This window comes from Nonomuraea helvata, from assembly GCF_039535785.1.
GTDB lineage: Bacteria > Actinomycetota > Actinomycetes > Streptosporangiales > Streptosporangiaceae > Nonomuraea > Nonomuraea helvata.
This window is the reverse complement of record NZ_BAAAXV010000008.1, coordinates 809,364-832,484: the sequence shown is the minus strand read 5'-3', so window position 1 is coordinate 832,484 and position 23,121 is coordinate 809,364. Positions and strand designations below refer to the sequence as shown.

The window sequence follows — 23,121 nt, the reverse complement described above, 5'->3', positions numbered from 1 at the left end:
GAGGGGCCCGGGCACGCGGCCCGGGCCCCTCAGGCGGATCAGTTGGTGCCGAGCTTGGAGACCAGGTCGTTGATCTCGGTGGCGACCTGCGTGCCGCCGGCGTCGTACCAGCGCTTGATCTCGGCCTTCAGCTGCTCTTCGTTGATCTCGCCCGACAGGTACTTGATCCGGGCGTCGGGGATGATGTCGTCGAGCTGCGCGCCCTTGGCGACGGCTGTGGGCGAGACCACGGGCAGCGCCGGGTTGTTCACCGCCGTCTTGAGGTCCTCGTTCATCAGGTCGAGGCCCAGCTTGATCATGTCCTTGTACGGCTGGCCGGACGGCGTGCGCGCGTAGGCAAGGCCGCCGTACGTCGTGTCGCCCTTGAAGCCGAGCTGGGTGAAGGCCTGGTCGACGTTGTCCTGGACGACTCGGACCGCGGGGTCGGTCTCGTTGATCAGCGCGGCGGTGTCGCCCTCGGCCTTGAAGTTGCGCCCCTCGATGCCGTTCTGGACCAGGACCTGGCCTTCCTTCGTCCCCAGCTTGTCCAGGACCTTGAGGATGTTGTCGAGGTCCTGCTCGGTCCGCACGTTCTGCTTGGAGATCGCGATGGCGTCGTTGTAGCCGGTGAACGGCAGGGAGAACTTCTGGCCGTCGGAGCGCTTGAGGTTGCCGACCATGGCGACCCTGTCACCGTAGTTCTTGTCGCCGTCGTCCCTGAACTTGTCGAGCAGCGCCCTGGAGCGGACGTTCACGTCGATGATGATGCCGCCCTTGCCCTGGAAGAACGGATCGTCCCACTTGGCCGTGTCGTAGCTGGCGAAGTCGGGGTTGACCAGGCCCTCGTCGATCATCTTCTTCAGGAACTTGTTGGCCTCGAGGAACTCGGGGGTGTCGAAGCCGGGGACCAGCTTGCCGTTGCGCTCGCCCCAGCCGTTCGGGGCGCCGAACCAGGTCTCGAGCGTGTCATAGGGGCTGGAGCTGGCGTACTTGCCGGGCCACTTGGGGATGATCAGGCCGTAGGTGTCCTTCTTGCCGTTGCCGTCGGGGTCCTTCTCGGTGAACGCCTTGGCGATGGTGTAGAGGTCGTCGACGCTCTCGGGCAGCTTCAGGTCGAGCTTCTCCAGCCAGTCCTTACGGATCATGACCGCCGAACGCAGCATGGGCCGCATCCGGGGGATGGTGTAGGACTTGCCGTTGATGGAGGCGTTGAGCACCCGGAGCTTGTCCGTGGGCTTCAGGTTCGGGTACTTGTCCAGCTTGTCGGTCAGGTCCCAAAACGCCCCGGCCTGCGCGGCCTTGACGAACGCCGGGCCGTGCGGGTCCACGACCATGAGTTGCGGCACGTTGCCCGAAGCCAGCGTGACGTTGACCTTGTCGGCGTACTCGGCGTTGGGAACCCAGGTGATCTGGAGCTTCTTGCCGAGGAACTTCTCGACCGCCTGCTGCATCTCCCCCTTCGGGTCGGGCGCGGCGCCGAACAGCTTGGTCATGATGGTCACCGTGTTCGGATCCGCGGCGGGCGCGTCACCGCCTGAGCAGGCCGAAGCGGTGAGTGCAGCCGTTAGCGTTAACACCCCGGCAATGAGACGCCGGCGACGGGATGCGCTCATGAGTTCCCTTTCGAATGCAATTGCGCCTCGTTCTCCGCGAAGAAGCGCTGGCAGAGCCACGTATTGAGGTAGATCCACGCGCCGAAGCTGATCAACGGGGCGAGGATGGGCGCCGCCGAGGTCGCGTAGGCGATGGCTAGGAGCGCTAGCAGCAACAGCACGGACGAGGCCGGACGCATGAGCGCTAGCTGTGCGGCCTTGGGCCAGTAGGCCCGTAGCGGCAGATCGTAGTGCGCGTAGAGCGGCCCTACGTACGCTCCCACACCGGCCAGTGCGATGAGCGCCACGAAGGTCGCGATCCGCAACGCTCCCATGCTGGGCCCGAGTGCGGAGAGGTACAGATAATTGCCGACCAGGACGGCGGTCAGCGCCGCGGCCGGCAGGACCAGCAGCGAAGCCCGGACGAACTCCCGTCGGTAGACGGTCCAGAATTCGGGCCAGGCATGAAACGTTTCATTGCGAGCATGCCGCCGAGCCAGCGTGTAAGCGGCCACAGTGGCAGGCCCGAGCCCGAGAACCACACCGCCGGCGAGCGTGAAGACAAGCCACAACAGGTTCAGGCGGACCGCCCACATAAGCTCTGAGCAGGCAGCTTGGATCCTGATCGACATGGCGGGATGATTCATCCGGCACCACCTCTCGTGGCATGTGCACGGATACGGGGGTGGGGTTGTTGCACCGTGGTTCCTGGCCAGTTACAAGCCAGTGAACGGCGGGTTGGTGTGAAATTAGTGTTGAATCGACTCAAAGTCAATGACGATAGACCCGGAGATTTGCGTACTCTCCGATCAGCGGCGCCATCTGCCGAAACCCGATCTTGCCTCCTGCCAGGGCGGAGCCGCCGACAGAGCCGTCGTCCTGCCACCGGAACGAGACCAAATCGTTGACCGCGAACGTGATCGTCCCGGCCTTGACCTCGAGGCGCATGGCGTACGGGCCTTCGGCGTCGAGCACCGCCGGGAGCGGGTCGGGACCCTGCGCGACCAGGTGGAAGCCGTGGCTCTTGCGCAGGTTGCAGGTGTGCAACGAGCGTTCCGAGGCCCACATGCGGCGGAAGTAGGAGACGTGGTAGGCGTCGATGTCGCCGTGGTGGTACTGGTCGTAGGGGCCGGTGCGCGCCGCCAGGCCGGGGTCGAACAGGTCCTCGCCGTTCCTGCCCCTGGCGTGGAAGAACATGATGGCCAGGCCAGGCTCTCTCATGGGCCAGAAATCCCATTCGATCCGCACGTCGGCGGGGAACTCCTCGGGGCACCAGAGGACCAGGTTGGCCGCCTGGCCGTCTGAAGGCGGTCTCAGACTCTCCAGGCGCAGGCGTCCCTGGGGGAAAGACGTGGCGCCGTCCCCCTCCATGCGGAAGCCGGCCAGGTCAGCGGGGGTGGCCAGGGGATTGCGATAGAGCTCGGTCAAGGGGGCTCCTACAGGGCGCTCGTCCGGTTCAGGGCAGGCGGCAGCGCCGGATGAAACGGTTCATGGAAAGACGGTGCCGGCGTCAGGCGTCGCGGCGCAGCGCGCTCGACTCGCGGATCACCAGGTCCGGCTGGAAGATGACCTGCCTGTGCCGGTGCTGCTCGGGGTCCGCGACCTCCTCGAGCAGCAGGTCGATGGCCGTACGTCCGAGCAGCTCACGCGGCTGCCTGACGGAGGACAGCGGGACCGCTGCCGCCGCGGCGAAGTCGATGTCGTCGTACCCGATGATGGCCAGGTCCTCGGGCACGCGGAGTCCGTGCGTGGCCATGGCCTGTAAGAAGCCCAGCGCCATCATGTCGTTCGCGCAGAACGCCGCGGTGGGGCGCTCCTCGGGGGGCAGGGCGGCCACGCGCTCGCCGACGGCCCGGCCCTCCGCGACGGTCAACGTCGGGGACGTGGAGGTGAGCAGCTCGACGGCGCCGTCGGCGGCCGCGACGGCGCTGCTGACGCCCGCGTGCCGGTCCGCCACCTGTCTTATGGACGTCGGCCCTCCGACGAAAAGGATCTTCCGGTGCCCCCTCTCGATCAGGTGGGCGCCGGCGATCTGCCCGCCGAGCCGGTCGTCGACCGCCACCGAGCACTGCAGCCCGGTCGCCGGGCTGTCGACCAGCACCACGGGCGTGCCGCGGCCGGCCAGCTCCTCCAGCCAGGGGCTCTCCATCTCGACGGGAGTGATCAGTATGCCCATGACCCGCTGCTGTTCGAGCTGGTCGAGGTGGCGGCGCTCGCGGCCGGGATCGCCGGCGCTGTTGCAGAGCACCACCATCGAGTCGTGGTCGTCGGCCACCGACTCGGCGCCCTGGGCCACATCGACGAAGAACGGGTTGGAGACGTCGAGCACGACGAGGCCGACCGTGCGGCTGCGGCCCACCCGCAGGTGGCGGGCCACCTCATTGCGGACGAAGCCGAGTTTCTTGATCGCTTCGAAGACGCGTTCGCGGGTGGCAGGCGACACGATCTCCGGACGGTTGAGCACATTGCTCACCGTGCCCACAGAGACTCGCGCCAGCTGCGCGACCTCCTTGATGTTTCTGGTCGCCATCGATCCTCACGAGGCCGTGCTGCTCTTGGATGCAGAAAACGCTGGTGGACCGCTGGGCGCGGCCCATGGTGAACTCTGGCATCATAGCGGCATTCAAGATTTTTTTGAATCGTCTCAAACTCTCAAAGCGGTCACGAGGGGCCGTGAGGGGACGATGTTGCCTCAGCGAGGTCGTGACTCCGACGGGCCTTAAAGCTTGGAGAAGACAGCGGTGTCGAGGTCGAAGCCGATCGGGTCGGGGATGTGCACCGTGGATCCCATGGCGACGCGGGTAACGGTCTGGTATTCGCCTTCTTTGGCGTCGCTGAGCACGGTGACGGTGGGCGGTGCGGCGATCGGGTCCACCAGAAGCATGACGGGAACGCCGCCTGCGGCGTACATGGGAGGCTTCTTCACCCGATCGTCTTCGGCGCTGCTCGGCGAGACCACCTCGGCCACCATCAGCAGACCCGAAGACAGCAACTCCCGGTCGCCCCAGCGACGGCAGTCGGGCGGGGCGACCACGAAATCGGGCTCGACCGGGGTCCGCGGTCCATCGATGCAGACATCCACATTGCCTGCGAAGCCGTCCCAGCCGCGTTGAACGAGGAGGGGGAGCAACGCACGGTAGATCAGCATCGCGATTCTCGCATGCTCGGGGGTGCCGACGGGGCTCACGATCAATCTCCCATCGATGACTTCGGTGCGGAGGCCGGGAAGGGGCGGCAGCGCGTCGAACAGCTCGCGGGCTGTGGAGGGTAGCGGTACAGCGTCGGTCTCCGGCGTGAGCCTGCAGGAGCGCCTGCGTGATGCCATGACCATGGTGGGCTCCCTACGTGTTCGTACAGACACGTAGAGTATCGCATGGCCGGACGGCCGGACAGCCGATGAGGACAGCCGCCCGATGTCACAACGGAACCCTCGAGATCACCCCGGAGAGCTGACGCCGGGAGGATCCACCACGCGAACGCGGACGGCGCGGAAAGTAGCCGGCGTGTCGCGGAGCACGGCCAGCCTCGGATCCGGGACCACCAGGAAGGGCTCCGTCTCCAGCGCGAGCAGCGGGGCGAGACGCCGGTCGTCGCGCAGGGCGTCCACGGCCCGGCGGTCCCCGCCCAGCACCACCCCGTCCAGCTCCTCCAGGTGCGGCGTCAGCACCCGCACCGCGGTCTCCACCGCGTCGTCGTACGCCTGGGCCGCCTGGTTGCGCCGTCGCCGGGCGAAGCGCTGCTGCGACCACCCGCCCGCCGCCGTGCGCCCCTGCACGAGCCGCGACCCCACCTTGGAGGCCACCAGCGACGCCCCGGAGAAGACCCCGGCCGCGTAGCCCCCGAGCCGCACCAGGAACACCCCCACCCGCCGCTCCGCCCGCGCGTGGGCGACGAGCCGGGTGACGTGCGGCGGCCCCGGCGGCGTCATGGGCGGGAACGGCACGTGCAGCTCGGCCAGCGCCCCGTCGGCGGCCTCGAGCCGCACGAGCCGGTCGTCACCGGAGGCCGAGAAGGGCCCGTGACGGTCCGCGAACCCGTCGATCCACGGATGCAGGCGCTCCGGCGGCACCGTCACCCACCGGCCGCCGCCCCTGGCCGGACGCGCACTCATGCCCCGAAGGCTAACGGAACGCGGCCGTTCCCCGGCCCCCGCGGAGCCAAAACGAAATGTCGGTTAATTCTGGCTCGCGGGGCTTCTACGCCCCCTGTGGTTACAGCAGCATCTGAACGTGTCCTCCCTGCTCACCAGCCCCGTGGTGGATCTCGACACCGGGGCGGTCATCGCCCACCCGGCGGTCGTCGACTCCACGGGAACGCTCAGGGCGGCCCCGCTGCCCATGGTGCTGGAGCTGCCCGTCGGGATCGTCCTGGCCGGCGCGGGTGCGCTGGCCGCGCTGCACGAAGCCCTCAGAAGGGCGGGCAGGCATCCGCGCGAGGCCATCCTGCTGCTGACCGGACCGTGCCGGGAGCAGGACCGCCCGCTGCTGAAGGTCGGGCTCGACGGCCTGCGCACGATCGGCTACCTCCTCGGCTTCGCCGACGTCGGGACGGTCGGCGCGGCCCTCGATCTGGCCACGGAGGCGGGCCCGTACCTGCTGGCCCTGGACCCCGAGCTGGTCGCGCGCATCGCGGGCGACCACCGCGCGTCGGCGGTGGCGCGGGCGGTGGTCACGCTGGCCCGCGGCATCGGCGCCCACGTGCTCGCGCCGGGCGTCGAACGCGAGCCGCAGCTCGCGGCGGCCCGCGGCCTCGGTGTGCGCCTCGCGCACGGCCCCCTGCTCGCCCCCGGACCCGACGGCAAGGTACGGGTGCCGCTGCCCGTCACCGACGAGCCCGCCGCGGTCATGCTCGGCCCGCGCGTCCAGGAACTGCTCATCCCGGCGGTGACGCTGCCCGCGGAGGCCAAGGCGGAGGAGGCCGTGGCGGCGTTCGGGCAGGAACCGACGATCACCAGCGTGATCCTGGTGGACGAGTTCCAGCGGCCCAAGGGCAGCCTGGACAGGAGCCGCTTCCTGCTGTCGTTCGCGGCCCGCTACGGGCACGCCCTGCACGGCCAGAAACCGGCGCGGCGGCTGGCCGACCCGCCGCGCACGGTGCCGCGGACGACCCCGGTGATCGCGGCCATGCAGGCCGCGGGCAGGGACACGGCCCGCGTCTACGACGACCTGGTCGTCACCGACGAGATGAACCGCTGCCTCGGCATCGTCCGCGTCTCCGACCTGATCAGACAGGTGACCTCGAGCAGAGGCCACTAGCTGCTAGAGCCACCCTTGCGCCTTGGCGCGCTGCACGGCCTCGATGCGGTTGCGGGCGTGCGTCTTCTGGATGGCCGACGACAGGTAGTTGCGCACGGTCCCCTCCGACAGGTGCAGCTTGAGCGCGATGTCGCCGATGGTCGAACCGTCCGCCGCCGCCCCCAGCACGTCCCGCTCCCGGCCCGACAGCGGGTTCGGCCCCGCGCTGAGCGCGGCCGCCGCCAGGCCGGGGTCGATCACGCGCTCCCCCGCGTGCACCCGCCGGATGGCCGCCGCCAGCTCCCTGGCCGGGCTGTCCTTGACCAGGAACGCCGACGCCCCCGCCTCCATGGCGGTACGCAGGTAGCCGGGCCGCCCGAACGTCGTCAGGATCATCACCCGGCACCCCGGCACCTCCTGGGTGATCTTCGCGCAGGCCGCGAGACCATCCATGCCGGGCATCTCGATGTCCAGCAGCGCGATGTCGGGCCGGACCTCGGCCGCGACCGCGACCGCCTCGACCCCGTCGGCGGCCTCGCCGGCCACCTCGATGTCGGGCTCCAGGCCCAGCAGGGACGCCAGCGCGCCGCGTACCATGCCCTGGTCCTCGGCCAGCATCACGCGGATCACTCGCACGTCTCCGTCCCGGCCGGGACCAGCACCCGCAGCCGGTGGCCGCCTCCCGGCACGGGGCCCGCCACCACCGTGCCGCCCGCGCCCGCCACCCGTTCGTGGAGCCCGCGCAGTCCGCTGCCCATCTCGTACGGCCCGTCGCCGCCTTTTCCGTTGTCCACGATCTCCAGGGTGGCCTGCCGGCCGTCGTACGTCACCTTGATCTCGCACCGCGTGGCCCGCGCGTGGCGCACGACGTTGGTGGTGCCCTCGCGTACGGACCAGCCGAGCAGCCCGTCGAGCAGGCCGGGCAGCGGCGTGCCCGAGACGCGCACCTCGGCCTGGACGCCCGCCGCCCGTAACACGGACCTGGCGCCGTCGAGCTCCTCGGGCAGGCTGCGCTGCCGGTAGCCGGTGACGGCCTCGCGCACCTCCTCCAGCGCCTTCCTGGCGACGGACTCGATGTCGGTGATCTCCTTGTGCGCCTGCGGCGAGTCCTCGGCCAGCCGCCCGGCCAGCTCGCTCTTGAGCACGATCAGCGACAGGCTGTGCCCCAGCAGGTCGTGCAGGTCACGGGCGATGCGCAGCCGCTCCTCGGTGGCCGCCAGCCGGGCCACCTCGTCCTGCGCCTCGCGCAGCTTGACGGAGAGCACCCTGGTGTTGCGCACACTGATGAACAGCACGCCGAGCGTCAGCACCTGCAGGCCCAGCACGATCATCGTGTCGGCCTCGGTGTGGTTGAGCAGTCCGCCGCCGACGACGACCGCCAGGCTGGCGAGCACTCCCCAGACCGCCCACACGGCAGGCAGCGTGAACGCGTACAGCACGACGCAGTAGACGGGCAGGCTCAACCAGGAGCCGCCGAAGGCGAGCGCGCCCGTCACGCCGAGCACGCTGGTCACCACGAGCAGCGGATAGGTCCAGCGGCTGCGCTCGAAGAAGCTCCTGTTGGCCACCACCGTCGCGAGGAAGGCAGAGATGAAGACTACGAGCAGCACCGCCGCCCAGACCGCCCGTGCCCCGGTCATGGCACCCGACACGAGTTCGGTGATGGGGAACACCAGGTAGATCAGGCCAAAGGAGACCCCGAGCAGCCGCCGCCTGCGCGACGGCTTGCCCTCGGCGTCCCCGAAGCTGATCTTCTCGGCGAAACTCATGCTCGTACGGTAGCCCGCCGGTACAGGAAGACGGCAGCGGCTCCCAGCGCGACGCCCCATCCGGCGACGACCAGCAGGTCCGTCATGGGCAGGCCGTGGCCGGCGGCGAGGCTCTGGCCCAGCCGGGCGTAGTGGAAGGAGGGGGTGAAGTCCGCGATCGTGCGCAGGGTGTCGCCGAACACCTCGGGCGGGAACCACAGCCCGCCGGCGATCGCCAGCGCGAACATGCAGAGCATCGCGGCCGGCTGTGCCGCGTCGGCCGACAGCACGGAGCCGATGGCCAGCCCCAGCGCGACGAACGGCAGCACGCCCAGCCACATCGCGAGCAGCACGGACGCCCACGTGCCCGGCGACAGCGACACGCCCTGCTGCACCACCGCGACCACGCTCACCAGCACCAGCGAGGGCAGCACGAGCAGCATGGCGGTGGCCAGCTTGGTCGCGATGATCACCCAGTTGGGGAGCGGGGTGATCTGGAGCTGGCGCAGCCAGCCGGACTGCCGCTCGGTGGCCCACGGCACCGCCGTGCTCATCATGGAGGAGGCCAGCGCGCCGTAGGCGGCCATCGAGACCATCAGGATGACGCTGTACCGCACGCCGCCCGCGTCGGTCTGCTTGCCGTAGATGTTGGCGTTGATCACGTAGAGCAGGACGGGGAAGGCGACGACGAAGATGAGGTAGCGCCGGTTGCGCAGCATCCTCAGCGCCTCGGTCTTGGCGTAGTAGAGCATCAGGACTCCTTGGTGAGGGCGAGGAAGGCGGCTTCGAGGTCGGCGCCGGAGACCTTCAGCTCGCGCACGTCGAGCGTGGTGCCCCGGTAGAGCCCGGCGAGGGTGGCGTCGGTGTCGGTGGTGTGCAGGGTGGCGGTGCCGGCGACGACCTCCACGACGGTGACCTCGGGCAGCCGGTCGAGGCCGGCCGCGGGCTGGTCGCCGAGGGCGAAGCTGACGGTGTGGCCGCCGGCCGCGGCCTTGATCTCGGCGGCGGTGCCGTCGGCGGCCAGCCGCCCCTTGGCGATGACGATCACCCGGTCGGAGTGCTCGTCGGCCTCCTCCAGGTAGTGGGTGGCGAACAGCACGGTCCTGCCGTCCGCCGCGTAGTCGTGCATGCCGGCCCAGAACCGCAGCCTGGACTCCACGTCCATGGCGGCGGTCGGCTCGTCGAGCAGCAGGATCCTGGGCGCCCCCGCGATGGCCAGGGCGAATCTGACGCGCTGTGACTGGCCGCCGGAGAGCTTGTTCGCGCGGCGGCCCGCGAGGTCGGTCAGGTCGGCCAGCTTGAGGATCTCCTCAAGGCCGAGCGGCCGGGGGTAGAGCCGGCGTACGAGGTCGATGAGCTCCTTGACGGACAGCTCGGGGATGAGCGCGCCGTTCTGCAGCATCGCGCCCATCTCGCCGGCCCTGACCGCCTGGTCCGAGGTGCGGCCGTGGATGGAGACCGTGCCGCGGGTGGGCTTGAGCAGGCCGAGCAGCAGGTTGATGGAGGTCGACTTGCCGGCGCCGTTGGGGCCGAGCAGGGCCACGGTCTTGCCTGGCTCGATGGCCAGCGAGAGGTCGTCGACGGCGAGCACGTCCCCGTAGTGCTTGCTGACGTGGTCGAACACGATGGCGTTCATGAGAAGAACGCTATGGGCGGGGATGTGCCGGGGCTAGTGTGTTCCCTCCGGCGTTGGCCATGACATTTGTCAGACCGGCGCCGGAGGGCGAGGGCTCACAGGCGGCAGGCGTAGATGTCGGTGACCAGGATGGCCCGCGCGCCGATGTCCCAGAGCTGGTCCATCACCCGCTGGTGGCCGTGGCGGCGGACCATGGCCCGCACGGCGACCCAGCCCTCGCGGTGCAGCGGCGAGACCGTGGGGCCCTCCATGCCGGGCGTGAGCGCGATGGCCTCCTCGATGCGCTCGGCGCGGATGTCGTAGTCCATCATGACGAAGTCGCGGGCGTGCACGACGCCCTGGAAGCGGCGGACGAGCTGCTCGACGCCCGGCGTGTCGGGCGAGCTCTGCTGCTTGATCAGCACGGCCTCCGAGCGCATGATCGGCTCGCCGAACACCTCGAGGCCGACGTTGCGCAGGGTGGTGCCGGTCTCCACGACGTCGGCCACCGCGTCGGCCACGCCGAGCCGGATGGCGGTCTCGACGGCGCCGTCCAGCTTGATCACGCGGGCGTCGACGCCCTGGTCGGAGAGGTACTTGTCGAGCAGGCCCGCGTAGGAGGTGGCGACGCGGCGGCCGTTGAGGTCCTCGGCCGAGGTCATCGTGCCCGCCGCGGCGGCCAGGCGGAAGGTGGAGGCGCCGAAGCCGAGCGGCATGATCTCCTCGACCGGCGCGCCGGAGTCGACCAGCATGTCCCTGCCGGTGATGCCGACGTCGAGCGTGCCCTCGCCGACGTAGACGGCGATGTCGCGGGGGCGCAGGAAGAACAGCTCGCAGCCGTTGGCCTCGTCGACGACGACGAGCTCCTTGCTGTCCCTGCGGGGCCGGTAGCCGGCCTCTTTGAGCATCTGCTGGGCGGCCTCGCTGAGCGCGCCCTTGTTCGGTACTGCCAGACGCAGCATGTTCAGGTCCTCGAATTGTCTCGCGGTTGCTTCTCCAGGGCTTGGTGGCGGGCGCCGGGCGCCCTAGAGATGCTTGTAGACCTGGTCGAGGCCGATGCCCTTGGCGATCATGAGCACCTGCACGTGGTAGAGGAGCTGCGAGATCTCCTCGGCTGCCCTGTCGTCCGACTCGTGCTCGGCGGCCATCCAGCTCTCGGCGGCCTCCTCGACGACCTTCTTGCCGATGGCATGGACGCCTGCGTCGAGCGCGGCCACGGTGCCCGAGCCCGCGGGCCGGGTCCTGGCCTTCTCTGACAGCTCGGCGAACAGCTCTTCGAAGGTCTTCATGGTCTCTCTCGTAGGTTGGCTGACGTGCGGTCAAGCCTAGTCTGCGCGAGAGGGTGACGCCGCCCCGCGTCCGCCACGCGAGACGGCGCCGTCCCCTCGCTCAACCGAGCGCTTTCCGCGCCCTCGCGATGCGCTCCATGGCCTGCGCGGACTCGCCGCCCTCGTGCCCGTTGTACGGGTAGACCCTGATGTCCTTCTCGCCGGTGTAGTGGTTGTAGGCGGCGAACACCGTGGACGGCGGCGTGATCAGGTCCGCCAGCCCGACCGAGAACAGCGCCGGCGTGGTGGCGCGGGCGGCGAAGTTGACGCCGTCGAAGTACGCCAGGGTCTCGAAGACCGGCTCCACCCGCTCCTTGAACGTCTTGCAGTAGGTGGCGATCTCGGCATAGGGATGTTCGCCGGTGATCTCGGTGGCGTGCCTGATGTGGCACATGAACGGCACGTCGATGAAGGCGCAGGCGAGGCCGGGCACCAGCGCCGAGGCGGCCAGCGCGATGGCCCCGCCCTGGCTGCCGCCGCTGACGGCGACCGCGCCCACCATGGGGTGCGACCTGGCGGCCTCGACCGCGCGCACGGCGTCGGTGTAGAGCCGCCGGTAGTAGTAGGCGTCCGGGTCGTGGATGCCGCTGGTCATGACGCCCGGCGTGGTGGGTCCGGTGCCGGGGTAGGGGTCGGGGGTGTCGCCGCGCCGCCATCCGCCGGCGCCCTGGCCCCTGCTGTCCATGACGAAGACGGCGTAGCCGTGGCTGGGCCAGAGCAGCCAGTCGATCGGCAGCCCGCGGCCGCCGCCGTACCCCTGGTACTCGACCACGCACGGCACCGGCCCCGCGACGTGGCGCGGGAGGAGGAACCAGCCCTTGATCGGGTGGCCGCCGAACCCGGCGAAGGTGACGTCGTACACGTCGGCGACGGTCAGCGGGGACGGCACAGGGGCGAACTCGGCGGCGAGGTCGTGGGCGCGGGCCTCGGCGAGCGTACGTTCCCAGAAGGCGTCGAAGTCGGCGGGCTCGGTGCGTTCGGGGAGGTACTCGCGCAGTTGCGCGAGCGGCATGTCAACGAACATCTGGACTCCATAAGACACGGGGATCGGCTGACATGCCATCACCAAACCCGTTCAGTGGCAATGGCAGTCCCTCCTCCGTTACTGAACCGCTTCATGTGTGCCTGGCGCATCGCCCCTGGTGACGGCCTGGTGGCCTTCGGCGGCGGAATAGGGCAGGGTGGCGCACAATACCGCTGATACGGTTCAGTCGGGTCGCGAGAGGAGCACGGGGTGAAGAGGCCAACGATCGCCGACATCGCCAAGCGGGCCGGCGTGTCCAAGGGCGCCGTCTCCTATGCCCTGAACGGCCAGCCCGGCGTCTCCGCGGAGACCAGGGCGCGCATCCAGGCGATCGCGCAGGAGATCGGGTGGCGCCCCAACCTGGCCGCGCGCTCGCTCAGCGGCGCCAGGGCCGACGCCATCGGCCTCGTCCTGTGCCGCCCCGCCCGTTTCCTCGGCGTGGAGCCGTTCTTCATGGAGATGATCAGCGGCATCGAGGACGAGCTGGCGGCCAGCTCGTGCGCGCTCATGCTGCAGGTGGTGCCCGACCACGAGACCGAGATTGCGGTCTACCGGCGCTGGTGGGGCGAAGGCAGGGTGGACGGCGCGATCCTGGTCGACCTGCACGCCGACGATCCACGGGTGCCGGTGGTCGAGCGGCTCGGCATGCCGGCGGTCGTGACCGGGCACCCGTCGGGCGCCGGCTCGCTGCCCGCGGTCTGGTCGGACGAGGTGGCCGTGTTGCGCGAGGTCATCGAGTATCTCGCGGCGCTCGGCCACCGGCGCATCGCCAGGGTGGCCGGGCTGCCGGCGCTGCTCCACACCAGGATCAGGGACGAGGCGTTCTCGGAGATCTGCGCCGAGCTGGGCGTGAGCGAGCATCCGGTCGCCCACACCGACTACACGGGCGAGCAGGGCGCCCGGGCGACCCGGCGGCTGCTCAGCTCCCGGGCCAGGCCCAGCGCGATCGTCTACGACAACGACATCATGGCGGTGGCGGGGCTGTCCGTGGCCCAGGAGATGCGCCTGGACGTGCCCGCCGACCTGTCGATCGTGGGCTGGGACGACTCGCCGCTCTCCCAGGTGGTGCGGCCGTCGCTCACGGCGGTGACCCGCGACATCCCCGCCTCCGGCGCGCACGTCGCGCGGACCCTGCTCCGGCTGATCGAGAGCGGGGAGACGGGGAGCCTGGAGGGGCCGCCGGCGCGCCTGCTGCCCCGGGGCAGCACCGCTCCCGCAGGCCGTGACCGAACCGTTTCACGGGCCATGTAGCCACAGGTCAGCGGCGCTGCGAGGGGAAACATTTTCGCAACCTCGCAGGCTGGCTATTGTAACTTATCCGTTTAAGTGGTGAGATCCCTACACCATAGAAATTGGGCACCGGTCGTGGGGATGCCCTCGCACATCCGCACGCCCCGCCAACAGGGAGCCCCGGCGCCCATCCGACCGATAGATCGGATAGCCCCCATGCGACGAACGATGGCAGCGTGCAGCACGGTCCTGCTGACGGTCGTGAGCGCGGCCTGCGCCACGAGTGGCCAGACGGAGACCAAGCAGGCAGACCAGAACGCCCCCCAGGCCCTGTCCTTCTGGTCCACGGGCGGGGACGACGAGACCGCGACCTTCCAGAGGGCGGCCGACCTCTATCACCAGAAGCATCCGAACGTGACGATCAAGGTGCAGACCCTGGCGTGGAGCGACGCGTACGCCAAGCTGCTGGCGGCGGCCACCAGCCGCAGCGGACCCGACATCATCTCCGGCGGCATGACCTGGACCATCCAGTTCGGCACCAGGGGCGCGATGGTGGATCTGCGCAAGTACGGGGCCGACTCGCTCAAGGCACAGGCGCTGCCCGCACAGTGGGAGTCGGCCATCTCCCCCGACGGCTCGGTGTACGGCGTGCCGCTGGACATGTCGACCATGGCCCTCTATTACCGCACCGACCTGCTGGAGAAGGCCAAGATCGAGCCGCCCAAGACCTGGGACGAGCTGACCGCGGCCATCGACAAGCTCAAGGCCGCCGGCGTGAAGAAGCCCTACAGCCAGGACTGGGGCAACCTGGACTGGATCGGCTACTTCAACTACCTCTACCAGGCGGGCGGCTCGTTCTACACCGCCGACTGCAAGCCCTCGCTCGACACCCCGCAGGCCGAGCAGGCGCTGAAGTACTGGGTGGACCTCTACCGCAAGCACGGCGCGCCAACCGCCACCGTGGAGGGCTCCGACGCGCTGGACACCGGCACCGCGCTGGTGGTGGCGGGCAACTGGATCGCCAAGGGCATCGACGTCAACAAGCCGAAGCTGAAGGGCAAGTGGGCGATGACCACGATCCCCGCGGGCCCCGCCGGGCCGACCGCCTTCATCGGCGGCCGGGCGATCGGCGTGACCTCCTTCAGCAAGTACGTCCAGACCGGCGCCGACTTCGTCACGTTCATGTACAGCGACGAGGCCATCGCGGCGATCGCGGACGAAGCCAAGAAGCGGAACATCTCCTACATCTCGCCGCGCCCCGACAAGATCGTGGACGGCTCGGTGTTCACGCCCGAGCAGGCGAAGGTGTTCGAGGCCTCGATCAAGACCGGCAAGGCCGCCCCGGGCTGCCCCGGCTGGGACGAGAGCGCGCCGGACGTGGCCAAGCAGCTCCAGTCGGCCATCCTCGGCAAGTCAGACGCCAAGACTGCGCTGGCGGAAGCCGCCAAGGTCATGGCGCGTAACGCCGGATAGCCGCCCGCCGGGACCGGCGCGCCCGGTCCCGGCTGTCCGACCCAGGAGTCTGATATGGCCGACATCCCCATGCGCAGCAGGTTGCGCCGCTACGGCACCTCGTACGCGATGCTGCTGCCCTTTCTCGCGCTGTTCGCGGGGTTCCTGCTCTGGCCGCTGGCCAACTCGCTCTACCTGAGCTTCACCAAGTTCGACGGGATCAATCCCGCGGTGTTCACCGGTCTGGACAACTTCGTCCAGCTGGCGCAGGACGCCAGGTTCCGCCACGCGCTGGGCAACACCGCCCTGTACGTGGTCGGGTCGGTCGTGCTCGGCACGCTGCTGTCGCTCTGCCTCGCCCTGGCGTTCAACGGCACCGGCTGGCTGCACCGGATCATGCGCACCGTGTTCTTCCTCCCCTCGGTGACCTCTTCCATCGCGCTCATGCTGATGTGGAAGTGGGTCCTGTTCCCCAGCGACGTGGGCCTGGCCAACACGATCGTGGGCTGGTTCGGCGGCAACGCCGTCGCCTGGCTGGCCACGCCGGCGCTGGCGATCCCGATCCTGGTGCTGATGTCGGTGTGGGGCGGCATGGGCTACGGCATGGTGCTGTACGTGGCCGGGCTCGGCTCGATCCCCGAGGAGTACTACGAGGCCGCCAAGATCGACGGCGCGTCCACCTGGCGGCAGTTCCGTCACATCACGCTGCCGCTGCTGCGCCCCGTCACCACGTACGTCGTGGTGACCGGCCTGATCGGCGCGTTCCAGGTGTTCGAGGCCGTCTACATCGTCTTCTCGACGGGGGCCAACACCGTCGGCGGCGTGCTCGACTCGGGCCTGATGATCGTCCCCTACCTCTACGACCAGGGATTCACCCACTTCAGGCTGGGCTACGCGTCGGCGATCGCCTGGGTGCTCTTCCTGATCATCTTCGTGCTGAGCCTCGTCAACCTGCGCGTGGGCCGCGCCATGAAGGAGCTGTGATGGCCGTCGCGCCGATGGACACTATCGCCCCGGTCCAGCCGCCCGAGCACCGGGCGGAGACCGGTGCGAGCCGGAGCTCCCGGATCAACAGGCATCTGCTGCGCCTGCCGTTCTACCTGCTGTCGCTGACGATGATCGCGCCGTTCTACTGGCTGCTCATCACGGTGTTCAAGCCGCCGAGAGAGCTGGCCCAGACGCCGCCGTCGTTCGTGCCGAAGTCCCCCACGTTCGACAACTTCTACGACCCGGACTGGACCGGCCAAGGGGTCACCGGCCACCTGCAGGGCATCTTCCAGCGCTATCAGGTGGACCTCGGGTTCTGGCGGTTCCTGTTCAACAGCCTCTTCATCACCACGGCCATCACCGTCGGGTCGCTGCTGATCTGCTCGCTGGCCGCGTACGTGATCGCCAAGCACGACATCAAGGGCCGCCGGACGATCTTCCTGATGATCGTCGCCTCGATGATGGTGCCCTGGCAGACCACGCTGATCCCCAACTACGTGATCATGCGGAACCTGGGCTGGCTGGACAGCTACGCCGCCTACATCGTCCCGGCGCTGGCCAAGGCGTTCGTGCTCTTCTTCCTGGTGCAGTTCCTGCAGTCGATACCGAACGAGCTGATCCAGGCGGCCAGGGTGGACGGCGCCGGCGAGTGGCGGATCTGGTGGAAGATCGTGCTGCCGCTGCTGCGGCCGGCGCTCGCCGCGATGTCGATCTTCATCGTGCTCGCGGAGTGGAACAACTTCCTCTGGCCGCTCATCATCGTGCAGAGCGACGAGATGGCCAACGTCCCCGTCGCGCTGGCCAGACTCAACTCCTATTTCGCGGGGCCCGACCACCAGGGCGCGATCATGGCGGGCGGACTGATCGCCTCGGTCCCGACGATCGTCTTCTTCCTGATCTTCCAGAAGTACTTCACCAGAGGCATCGCGCTCAGCGGCCTGAAGGGCTGACCCGGTGCGCTTGGAGCAGCTCCAAGAGGCTCCCTGTCCACCGGGAACCCGTCAAACTGCTCGAAGCGCCCGCCGGGCCGCCGGTGGCCGATCACATCGAGGTAGGTGTCGAGCAGCTCCAGCACCCGCTCATGCTCATCACCACATCATTCACACAGCGTCGTTGACACAGCGCAGCACCGGCGCGCGGACCAGGGCCCGCTCGTCCAGCCCCGCCGTACTGATCAGGAACTCGGCCCGCTCGCCGGGCAGCAGCGTGACGAGCTGGTCGTCGACCTCGGCGTCCGGGTCGAGCCGGTCGGGGAAGACGGCCAGGTCGCGCAGGAGCGTACGGGCGGTGACCGTCAGCCGGAGCCCGTCCGCGGTGGGCTCGGCCGCCGTGTCGTAGCGCGGCTCCGGCAGGCGCAGGTCCCGGTCGGGCGCGAAGAACCACAGCGCCCGGCCCACCGGCTGATCGCTGATCTCGACGGCGACCAGCTCGCCCGCCGGGTCGCCCGGCTCGGCGACGGACGCGGCCAGCGGCAGGGTGACGGCCGTACGCGGCGGCACGTCCAGCTCGAAGGGCTGCGCCGCGAGCGTGGTGCCGTCGAAGCCGTGCCGTACGGCCCGCGCAGAGGCCCGCCACGGCCGTCCGGTGTCGTTGACGGCGACCACCGCCAGGCCGCCGTCGCGCGGCTGCACGGTCAGCAGCCGGTCGGCGTAGGCCCTGCGCAGCGCGTGGAACAGCGGCTTCTTCCTGCCGTCCCCGTCCACGGCCGACCACGAGGTGACCGGCCAGCAGTCGTTGAGCTGCCACACCACGCTGCCCGCGCAGTGCGGCCAGAGCGACCTGAAGTGCTCCACCCCGAGCTGGATGGCACGTGCCTGGTTGACCTGGGTGAGATAGTGCCAGTCGTCGAAGGTCTCCGGGACGGGGAAGTACGGCTTGAGCCCGGCGGCCAGCTTGAGGTTGCCGTCGATGGCCTTCTGGTGGTGCAGCAGACCGCGGGAGTCGGGCAGCAGCGGCTCGTCGCTGATCGCCCTGCGGATGGTGGCGTACGCGGCAGGGCCCTGGAAGCCGAACTCGGCGGCCATGCGGGGCCGGTAGTCGCGGTAGACGGCGTAGTCGCGCTGGTTCCACACGTCCCAGATGTGCATGGTGCCGTGGCCCGGGTCGTTGGGCGGCAGGTCCATGGAGCCCGAGTAGGGGCTGCCCGGCCAGTACGGGCGGGTGGGGTCCAGCTCGGCCACGATGCTCGGCAGCAGCTCGAGGTAGAAGTGCCCGCCCCAGCTGCGCCCCTGGAGTGAGTCCTGCCAGCCCCAGTCGACGTAGCCCTCGATGTTCTCGTTGTTGCCGCACCACAGGACCAGGCTCGGGTGCGCGCTCAGCCTGGCGACCTGCTCGCGCGCCTCCGCCTCCACCTCGGCCCTGATCGGCTCCTCCTCGGGGTAGGCGGCGCAGGCGAACGGGAAGTCCTGCCAGACCAGCAGGCCGAGCCGGTCGCACAGCTCGTAGAAGTCCTCGCTCTCGTACAGGCCGCCGCCCCACACCCGGATCAGGTTGACGTTCGCCTCGCACGCCTTGGCGAGCCTGGCGGCGTAGCGGTCGCGGTCGACTCTGGTGGGGAAGCAGTCGTCGGGGATCCAGTTGACCCCCCTGACGAACACGTCGGCGCCGTTGACGGCCAGCGTGAACGCGCCGCCCTCCGTACGCAGGCTCACCTCGCGCAGGCCGATCTCGCGGCGCCACACGTCGTCGCCGGCCCGCACCTCGAGCTCGTGGAGCGGCTGCTCGCCGTACCCTCTCGGCCACCACAGCTCCGGGTCGGGCACCTCCAGCGTGATCACGGCCTCGCTCCGGCCCTCCGGGATCACGGCACGCCCCGACACGCCCTTGATCGCCGCGGTCACCTCGACGGCTCCCGCCTTCTCCACCTCGACGTGAACGTCCACCCTGGCGGTGCCGTCGCCGAGGGTGACGAGCGGCCGCACCGCGGCGATCCTGGCCCCGCTCCACTCGTGCAGCCCGATCGGCTTCCAGATGCCGGCCGTGATCAGCGTCGGTCCCCAGTCCCAGCCGAAGTTGCAGGCCATCTTCCTGATGAACTGGTAGGGCTGGGTGTAGGCGCCGGGCCGGTCGCCGAGCTCCTCCTTCAGCCGCTCGGCGTACTCGAGTGCCGACCCGAACGTGACCGTCAGCCGGTTGGTCCCGGCCCGCAGCGCGTGGCGGACGTCGAACCGGTAGGAGCGGTGCATGTTGGCGCTCTCGCCCACCCGGACGCCGTTGAGCTCGATGGCGGCCACGGTGTCGAGCCCCTCGCACACCAGGTCGGTGCGCTCGTGCTCGGTGCCGGCCCACGAGAACTCCGTCTCGTAACACCATTCGGTGCGTCCGATCCAGGCCAGGCGGGTCTCGTTGTCATCGAGATAGGGATCGGGGATCAGCCCCGCGGCGAGCAGGTCGGTGTGCACGCAACCGGGCACGACGGCCGGGGCCCGCACGTCGCCGCTCGCCGAGCGGACGGTCCAGGCTTCATGCAGGGGTCGGAACGGGGTCATCAACCCTCCGGGCTCGAGCGGCGGAGATTGACATCGCATCACTAAACCCGTTTAGTTGCAATGCCGATCATGAGGTTTCTGCGCGGTCAAACAGCGGGCGGGGCGGTGCTGCCCCTGGAGACGAGGCACGGGTCGCCCTGACGCGTGTCGGCCACCTGGCGGCCCTGGACCAGGTCGAGCAGGGACCGGGCGGCATGGGCGCCGTAGGCGGCGATGTCCCTGCTGACCGCCGTCAGGTGCGGCCTCGCCAGCAGGCACAGGGCGGAGTCGTCCCAGGCCACGACGGAGAGCTCGCCGGGCACCGAGATCCCCGCCTCGCGGGCGGCGGCGGTGCCGGCGACCGCCATCACGTCGTTGTCGTACACGATGGCGGTGGGCCTGTCAGGTCTGCGCAGGAGGTCGAGCGTGGCGCGCTCGCCGCTCTCGCCGCTGTAGTCGGCGTACACGGTGATGCTCTCCACGCCCAGTCCGGCGGCCGTCTCGCGCATGGCGGCGGTCCTGACGCCGGTGTGCATGAGCTCCTCCGGGCCCGCGACCCTGGCGATCCTGCGGTGCCCCAGCCCGGCCAGGTGCTCGACGACGGCGGCGAGCGCGCCGCCGTCGTCGATCCAGACGGCGGGCAGCCGCCCCGTCCTCTCGGGACCGCCGATGACCACGGCGGGCAGCCGCAGCTCCTCGAGGACGTCGATCCTGGCATCCTCGGTACGCAGGTCCACGACGAACACCCCGGCCACCCGGTGCTGCGCCCACCATTTCCGGTATATCGCGATCTCGGCCTCGTGGTCCTCGGTCATCTGCAGCAGCAGCCCGACGGACGCCGCCGACAGCGTGGCCTCGATGCCGGAGATCAGCTGCATGAAGAACGGCTCCAGCCCCAGCGTGCGCGCCGGCCGGTCCACGACCAGCCCCAGCACGTCGGGCCGCCCGTCGAACAGGGCCCGCGCGAGGCTGTTGGGCTGCCAGCCCAGCTCGGTGGCGATGGCCTGGATGCGGCGGCGCGTCTCGCTGGAGACGCCGGGACGGCCGTTCAGCGCGAACGACACCGCCCCTTTCGAGACGCCGGCCCTGCGTGCGATGTCGTCGATGGTGGGTCGCTTCATCGGCCGTTCCTTGGGATTTACCGGTTCATGTCTGCCGCCAGCGCGACTCTACGCCAAACGACACTGCCCGCCGCACTCCCCTTGGCGGGGAGGCGGCGGGCAGTTCGACGATCCGGCACCGGACAATCAGACCCAGGAACGTGACGCCCGGGCGTCACGCCGTAACGCGCGCCGTCAGGCCGAGCCCAGGGTCAGCGGTCGAAGCGGCGACCCGAGTTGCGGCGGTAGCCGCCGCCGCCGTTGCCGCGCTCGTCCGAGCGGCCGCCGCCGGCGCGGTAGCCGTCACGCGGGCCGTCGGCGCGGTAGCCGCGCTCGCTGCGGTCGGCCGAGACCGGGCGGCCACGGTCACCGTAACGCGCGCCCCGGTCGTCGGAGCGGAAGCCACCGCGCGGGCCGCGGTCGTCCTGGCGGACCGGCCGGTCGTCGGAGCGGTACCCGCCGCGCGGGCGCCCGTCGCGGCGACGGTCGTCGCCGAAGGTACGCGGCTCCGGCGAACGCCCGAACGGCCGCTCGCCATCGGCGTGCCGACGGGGACGACGGTCGTCACCGGACGCGAACGGCCGGTCGCCGTCCTCGTGGCGGCGCGGCCGACGGTCCTCGCCCGAACCGGGCCCGAACGCGCGCTCCCCGTCCTCGTGACGCCGAGGACGGCGGTCACCGTCGAAGTCGCGGCGCGGACGACGGTTGCGGCGCTCGCCGGGCCCGCCGTCGCGGCGCTGGCGGAGCGGCTTGCGGACGTCCGGCTCCCAGACCGGGATGGCCTCGCCGCTCGGCGTGCGGGCGCCGGTCACCTCGGCCACCCGCGGGTGGCCGGGCGTGGCCTTCAGCCGGAACGGGTGGATCCCGGCACGCCGGGTGAGCGCGTCGGTGGAGCGGCGCTCGCTGGGCAGCACCAGCGTGACCACGGTGCCCTTCTCCCCGGCGCGGGCCGTGCGGCCGCCCCGGTGCAGATAGCTCTTGTGGTCCTGCGGCGGGTCCACGTGCAGCACCAGGCTGATGTTGTCGACGTGGATGCCGCGCGCCGCGACGTCGGTGCAGACGAGCACGTTGACGGCGCCCTCGCGGAACTCGGCGAGGATGCGGGTGCGCTGGTTCTGGCGCTTGCCGCCATGCAGGCCGCCCGCCTTGACGCCGACCCTGGCCAGCTGCTTGCAGAGCCGGTCGACGCCGTGCTGGGTGCGGACGAAGATGATCGTACGGCCCTCGCGGTTGGCGATCTCGGCGATGACGTCGAACTTCTCGTCACGCGTGACCTGCATCACGTGGTGCTCCATGGTGTCGACCGGCGAGGTCGCCGGGGCCACGGAGTGGGTGATCGGGTCCTTGAGGAAGCGCTGCACCAGCTTGTCGACGTCGCCGTCGAGCGTGGCCGAGAACAGCAGCCGCTGCCCGTCGGTGGGCGTCTGCGCGAGCAGGTCGGTCACGACGGGGAAGAAGCCGAGGTCGCACATGTGGTCGGCCTCGTCCAGGACGCTGACCTCGACGTCGGAGAGCGAGCACTCGCCCTGCCGGATCAGGTCGCCCAGGCGGCCGGGGGTGGCGATGACGATGTCGACGCCGCGCCGCAGCGCCTCGATCTGCTTGCCCATGGACATGCCGCCCACGACGACCTTCATGCGCAGGCCCAGGCCGCGGCCGAGCGGCTCAAGGGCGTCGTGCACCTGGAGGGCGAGCTCGCGGGTGGGCACGAGGATCATGGCGCGCGGGTGGCCGGGGGCCGGCTTCACGCCCGCGATGCGGGCCATGGTGGGCAGTCCGAACGCGAGCGTCTTGCCGGAGCCGGTCTGGCCGCGGCCGAGCACGTCGTTACCGGCGAGCACGTCGGGGATGGTCGCGCTCTGAATGGGGAACGGGCTGTCGATGCCCTGCTTGGCCAGTCCGGTGATGAGCGGCTTGGGCAGGCCGAGCAGTTCGAACTCGGACGGGCCCCGCTCGGGAGCGGCCTCGCGCGAGCCGGAGCCCGCAGCCTCGGCGTCCACTGCGCCTGCGTTCTTTGAGCCTGCGTTCACTGGGCCCGCGCCCGCCGAGCCGCCGTCCACCGGGCGGGAGTCCGCGGAGGCGGAGTCAGCCGAGCCGGGGGCGGTCTCGTCGAACGCGGGCATGACAGCGTCAAGCGTGGTCACGAAAGTCGTGCCTTTCCGTCGAAGTGGCGCGTCACTTCTGCGAAAGGACGAGCCGGGGCGTACGGCACTGGCCGTACAGGGGTCAGGGCGCCCGCCATCGGGGCGGGCCAATTCTCTCAACACGTGAGGGGGACGCACCGGCGCCGGCCGCAGGCGGCGCTAGACGCGCAATGAGGCGTCAGGTACATCTGTTACCAACGCCGGGGATGTTATCGGAAATT

21 protein-coding genes are annotated in these 23,121 nt (G+C 70.0%); 5 read left to right on the top strand and 16 right to left on the bottom strand.

Annotated features, from left to right (window positions below; genetic code table 11):
* Window positions 1-38: 38 nt before the first annotated feature.
* From ABD830_RS31360 to ABD830_RS31335, 6 genes are all read right to left on the bottom strand, one after another.
* Window positions 39-1,472 carry an extracellular solute-binding protein gene (locus tag ABD830_RS31360; RefSeq protein ID WP_344995292.1) on the bottom strand — a complete coding sequence of 478 codons (1,434 nt, stop codon included), beginning with the start codon at window positions 1,470-1,472 and terminating at the stop codon, window positions 39-41.
* A gap of 116 nt (window positions 1,473-1,588) precedes the next feature.
* Window positions 1,589-2,218, bottom strand: a complete 630-nt coding sequence (locus ABD830_RS31355) for a YesL family protein (protein WP_344995288.1) — start codon at window positions 2,216-2,218, stop codon at window positions 1,589-1,591.
* A gap of 124 nt (window positions 2,219-2,342) precedes the next feature.
* Complete coding sequence (locus tag ABD830_RS31350) at window positions 2,343-2,999, bottom strand: DUF1961 family protein (protein WP_344995284.1); 657 nt, start codon at window positions 2,997-2,999, stop codon at window positions 2,343-2,345.
* Between the two features lie 82 nt (window positions 3,000-3,081).
* The gene (locus ABD830_RS31345; protein ID WP_344995281.1) at window positions 3,082-4,101 is read right to left on the bottom strand and encodes a LacI family DNA-binding transcriptional regulator; all 1,020 of its coding nucleotides are present in this window, start codon (window positions 4,099-4,101) and stop codon (window positions 3,082-3,084) included.
* Window positions 4,102-4,290: 189 nt separating this feature from the next.
* The gene (locus ABD830_RS31340; RefSeq protein WP_344995278.1) at window positions 4,291-4,902 is read right to left on the bottom strand and encodes a Uma2 family endonuclease; all 612 of its coding nucleotides are present in this window, start codon (window positions 4,900-4,902) and stop codon (window positions 4,291-4,293) included.
* Window positions 4,903-5,007: 105 nt separating this feature from the next.
* Window positions 5,008-5,682: an acVLRF1 family peptidyl-tRNA hydrolase gene (locus ABD830_RS31335; RefSeq protein ID WP_344995275.1), complete on the bottom strand. Its 675-nt coding sequence runs from the start codon at window positions 5,680-5,682 to the stop codon at window positions 5,008-5,010.
* A 118-nt stretch (window positions 5,683-5,800) separates the two neighbouring features.
* Here ABD830_RS31335 and ABD830_RS31330 point away from each other — a divergent pair, with 118 nt between their 5' ends.
* Window positions 5,801-6,826 (top strand): EAL domain-containing protein, encoded by a 1,026-nt coding sequence (locus ABD830_RS31330; RefSeq protein WP_344995272.1) that lies wholly within the window; start codon window positions 5,801-5,803, stop codon window positions 6,824-6,826.
* Between the two features lie 3 nt (window positions 6,827-6,829).
* Here the strand turns inward: ABD830_RS31330 and ABD830_RS31325 are convergent, their stop codons facing one another.
* From ABD830_RS31325 to ABD830_RS31295, 7 genes are all read right to left on the bottom strand, one after another.
* On the bottom strand, window positions 6,830-7,435 hold the full coding sequence (locus tag ABD830_RS31325) for a response regulator transcription factor (RefSeq protein ID WP_344995269.1): 606 nt from the start codon (window positions 7,433-7,435) through the stop codon (window positions 6,830-6,832).
* Window positions 7,432-8,574, bottom strand: coding sequence for a sensor histidine kinase (locus ABD830_RS31320; protein WP_344995266.1), 1,143 nt, complete (start codon window positions 8,572-8,574; stop codon window positions 7,432-7,434). Before ABD830_RS31320 ends, ABD830_RS31325 begins: the two co-directional genes overlap by 4 nt.
* Window positions 8,571-9,305, bottom strand: a complete 735-nt coding sequence (locus tag ABD830_RS31315) for an ABC transporter permease (protein ID WP_344995263.1) — start codon at window positions 9,303-9,305, stop codon at window positions 8,571-8,573. Before ABD830_RS31315 ends, ABD830_RS31320 begins: the two co-directional genes overlap by 4 nt.
* Window positions 9,305-10,189 carry an ABC transporter ATP-binding protein gene (locus ABD830_RS31310; protein WP_344995260.1) on the bottom strand — a complete coding sequence of 295 codons (885 nt, stop codon included), beginning with the start codon at window positions 10,187-10,189 and terminating at the stop codon, window positions 9,305-9,307. The genes ABD830_RS31315 and ABD830_RS31310 overlap by 1 nt, the downstream gene beginning before the upstream one ends.
* Window positions 10,190-10,284: 95 nt before the next feature.
* Window positions 10,285-11,130 carry an ATP phosphoribosyltransferase gene (hisG, locus tag ABD830_RS31305; protein WP_344995257.1) on the bottom strand — a complete coding sequence of 282 codons (846 nt, stop codon included), beginning with the start codon at window positions 11,128-11,130 and terminating at the stop codon, window positions 10,285-10,287.
* 63 nt (window positions 11,131-11,193) lie between these two features.
* Complete coding sequence (locus tag ABD830_RS31300) at window positions 11,194-11,457, bottom strand: phosphoribosyl-ATP diphosphatase (protein WP_020547470.1); 264 nt, start codon at window positions 11,455-11,457, stop codon at window positions 11,194-11,196.
* A 100-nt stretch (window positions 11,458-11,557) separates the two neighbouring features.
* Entirely contained in the window at window positions 11,558-12,520 is a 963-nt protein-coding gene (locus ABD830_RS31295) for an acetylxylan esterase (RefSeq protein WP_344995254.1), read from the bottom strand.
* 210 nt (window positions 12,521-12,730) lie between these two features.
* Here ABD830_RS31295 and ABD830_RS31290 point away from each other — a divergent pair, with 210 nt between their 5' ends.
* The 4 genes from ABD830_RS31290 to ABD830_RS31275 all read left to right on the top strand — a co-directional run bounded on the left by ABD830_RS31290 (window position 12,731) and on the right by ABD830_RS31275 (window position 17,139).
* Window positions 12,731-13,771, top strand: a complete 1,041-nt coding sequence (locus ABD830_RS31290; RefSeq protein WP_344995251.1) for a LacI family DNA-binding transcriptional regulator — start codon at window positions 12,731-12,733, stop codon at window positions 13,769-13,771.
* 195 nt (window positions 13,772-13,966) lie between these two features.
* Window positions 13,967-15,223 (top strand): extracellular solute-binding protein, encoded by a 1,257-nt coding sequence (locus ABD830_RS31285; RefSeq protein ID WP_344995248.1) that lies wholly within the window; start codon window positions 13,967-13,969, stop codon window positions 15,221-15,223.
* A 54-nt stretch (window positions 15,224-15,277) separates the two neighbouring features.
* On the top strand, window positions 15,278-16,186 hold the full coding sequence (locus ABD830_RS31280) for a carbohydrate ABC transporter permease (RefSeq protein ID WP_344995245.1): 909 nt from the start codon (window positions 15,278-15,280) through the stop codon (window positions 16,184-16,186).
* Complete coding sequence (locus tag ABD830_RS31275) at window positions 16,186-17,139, top strand: carbohydrate ABC transporter permease (protein WP_344995242.1); 954 nt, start codon at window positions 16,186-16,188, stop codon at window positions 17,137-17,139. Before ABD830_RS31280 ends, ABD830_RS31275 begins: the two co-directional genes overlap by 1 nt.
* 150 nt (window positions 17,140-17,289) lie before the next feature.
* On the opposite strand, the gene ABD830_RS31270 is transcribed toward ABD830_RS31275, so the two are convergent.
* The 3 genes from ABD830_RS31270 to ABD830_RS31260 all read right to left on the bottom strand — a co-directional run bounded on the left by ABD830_RS31270 (window position 17,290) and on the right by ABD830_RS31260 (window position 22,900).
* Window positions 17,290-19,677 (bottom strand): glycoside hydrolase family 2 protein, encoded by a 2,388-nt coding sequence (locus tag ABD830_RS31270; protein WP_344995238.1) that lies wholly within the window; start codon window positions 19,675-19,677, stop codon window positions 17,290-17,292.
* Between the two features lie 86 nt (window positions 19,678-19,763).
* Window positions 19,764-20,777: a LacI family DNA-binding transcriptional regulator gene (locus ABD830_RS31265; RefSeq protein ID WP_344995235.1), complete on the bottom strand. Its 1,014-nt coding sequence runs from the start codon at window positions 20,775-20,777 to the stop codon at window positions 19,764-19,766.
* Window positions 20,778-20,968: 191 nt separating this feature from the next.
* A complete protein-coding gene (locus ABD830_RS31260; protein WP_344995232.1) occupies window positions 20,969-22,900 on the bottom strand; it encodes a DEAD/DEAH box helicase in 1,932 nt (643 codons plus the stop codon).
* Window positions 22,901-23,121: the final 221 nt, after the last annotated feature.

Excerpts from the sequence above, each read along its gene's own strand:
- ABD830_RS31360 (WP_344995292.1), bottom strand. The coding sequence starts at position 1,472 with ATGACCAAGCTGTTCGGCGCCGCGCCCGACCCGAAGGGGGAGATGCAG.
- ABD830_RS31355 (WP_344995288.1), bottom strand. The coding sequence starts at position 2,218 with ATGAATCATCCCGCCATGTCGATCAGGATCCAAGCTGCCTGCTCAGAG.
- ABD830_RS31345 (WP_344995281.1), bottom strand. The coding sequence starts at position 4,101 with ATGGCGACCAGAAACATCAAGGAGGTCGCGCAGCTGGCGCGAGTCTCT.
- ABD830_RS31340 (WP_344995278.1), bottom strand. The coding sequence starts at position 4,902 with ATGGTCATGGCATCACGCAGGCGCTCCTGCAGGCTCACGCCGGAGACC.
- ABD830_RS31335 (WP_344995275.1), bottom strand. The coding sequence starts at position 5,682 with ATGAGTGCGCGTCCGGCCAGGGGCGGCGGCCGGTGGGTGACGGTGCCG.
- ABD830_RS31320 (WP_344995266.1), bottom strand. The coding sequence starts at position 8,574 with ATGAGTTTCGCCGAGAAGATCAGCTTCGGGGACGCCGAGGGCAAGCCG.
- ABD830_RS31315 (WP_344995263.1), bottom strand. The coding sequence starts at position 9,305 with ATGCTCTACTACGCCAAGACCGAGGCGCTGAGGATGCTGCGCAACCGG.
- ABD830_RS31310 (WP_344995260.1), bottom strand. The coding sequence starts at position 10,189 with ATGAACGCCATCGTGTTCGACCACGTCAGCAAGCACTACGGGGACGTG.
- hisG (WP_344995257.1), bottom strand. The coding sequence starts at position 11,130 with ATGCTGCGTCTGGCAGTACCGAACAAGGGCGCGCTCAGCGAGGCCGCC.
- ABD830_RS31300 (WP_020547470.1), bottom strand. The coding sequence starts at position 11,457 with ATGAAGACCTTCGAAGAGCTGTTCGCCGAGCTGTCAGAGAAGGCCAGG.
- ABD830_RS31295 (WP_344995254.1), bottom strand. The coding sequence starts at position 12,520 with ATGTTCGTTGACATGCCGCTCGCGCAACTGCGCGAGTACCTCCCCGAA.
- ABD830_RS31285 (WP_344995248.1), top strand. The coding sequence starts at position 13,967 with ATGCGACGAACGATGGCAGCGTGCAGCACGGTCCTGCTGACGGTCGTG.
- ABD830_RS31280 (WP_344995245.1), top strand. The coding sequence starts at position 15,278 with ATGGCCGACATCCCCATGCGCAGCAGGTTGCGCCGCTACGGCACCTCG.
- ABD830_RS31275 (WP_344995242.1), top strand. The coding sequence starts at position 16,186 with ATGGCCGTCGCGCCGATGGACACTATCGCCCCGGTCCAGCCGCCCGAG.
- ABD830_RS31270 (WP_344995238.1), bottom strand. The coding sequence starts at position 19,677 with ATGACCCCGTTCCGACCCCTGCATGAAGCCTGGACCGTCCGCTCGGCG.
- ABD830_RS31265 (WP_344995235.1), bottom strand. The coding sequence starts at position 20,777 with ATGAAGCGACCCACCATCGACGACATCGCACGCAGGGCCGGCGTCTCG.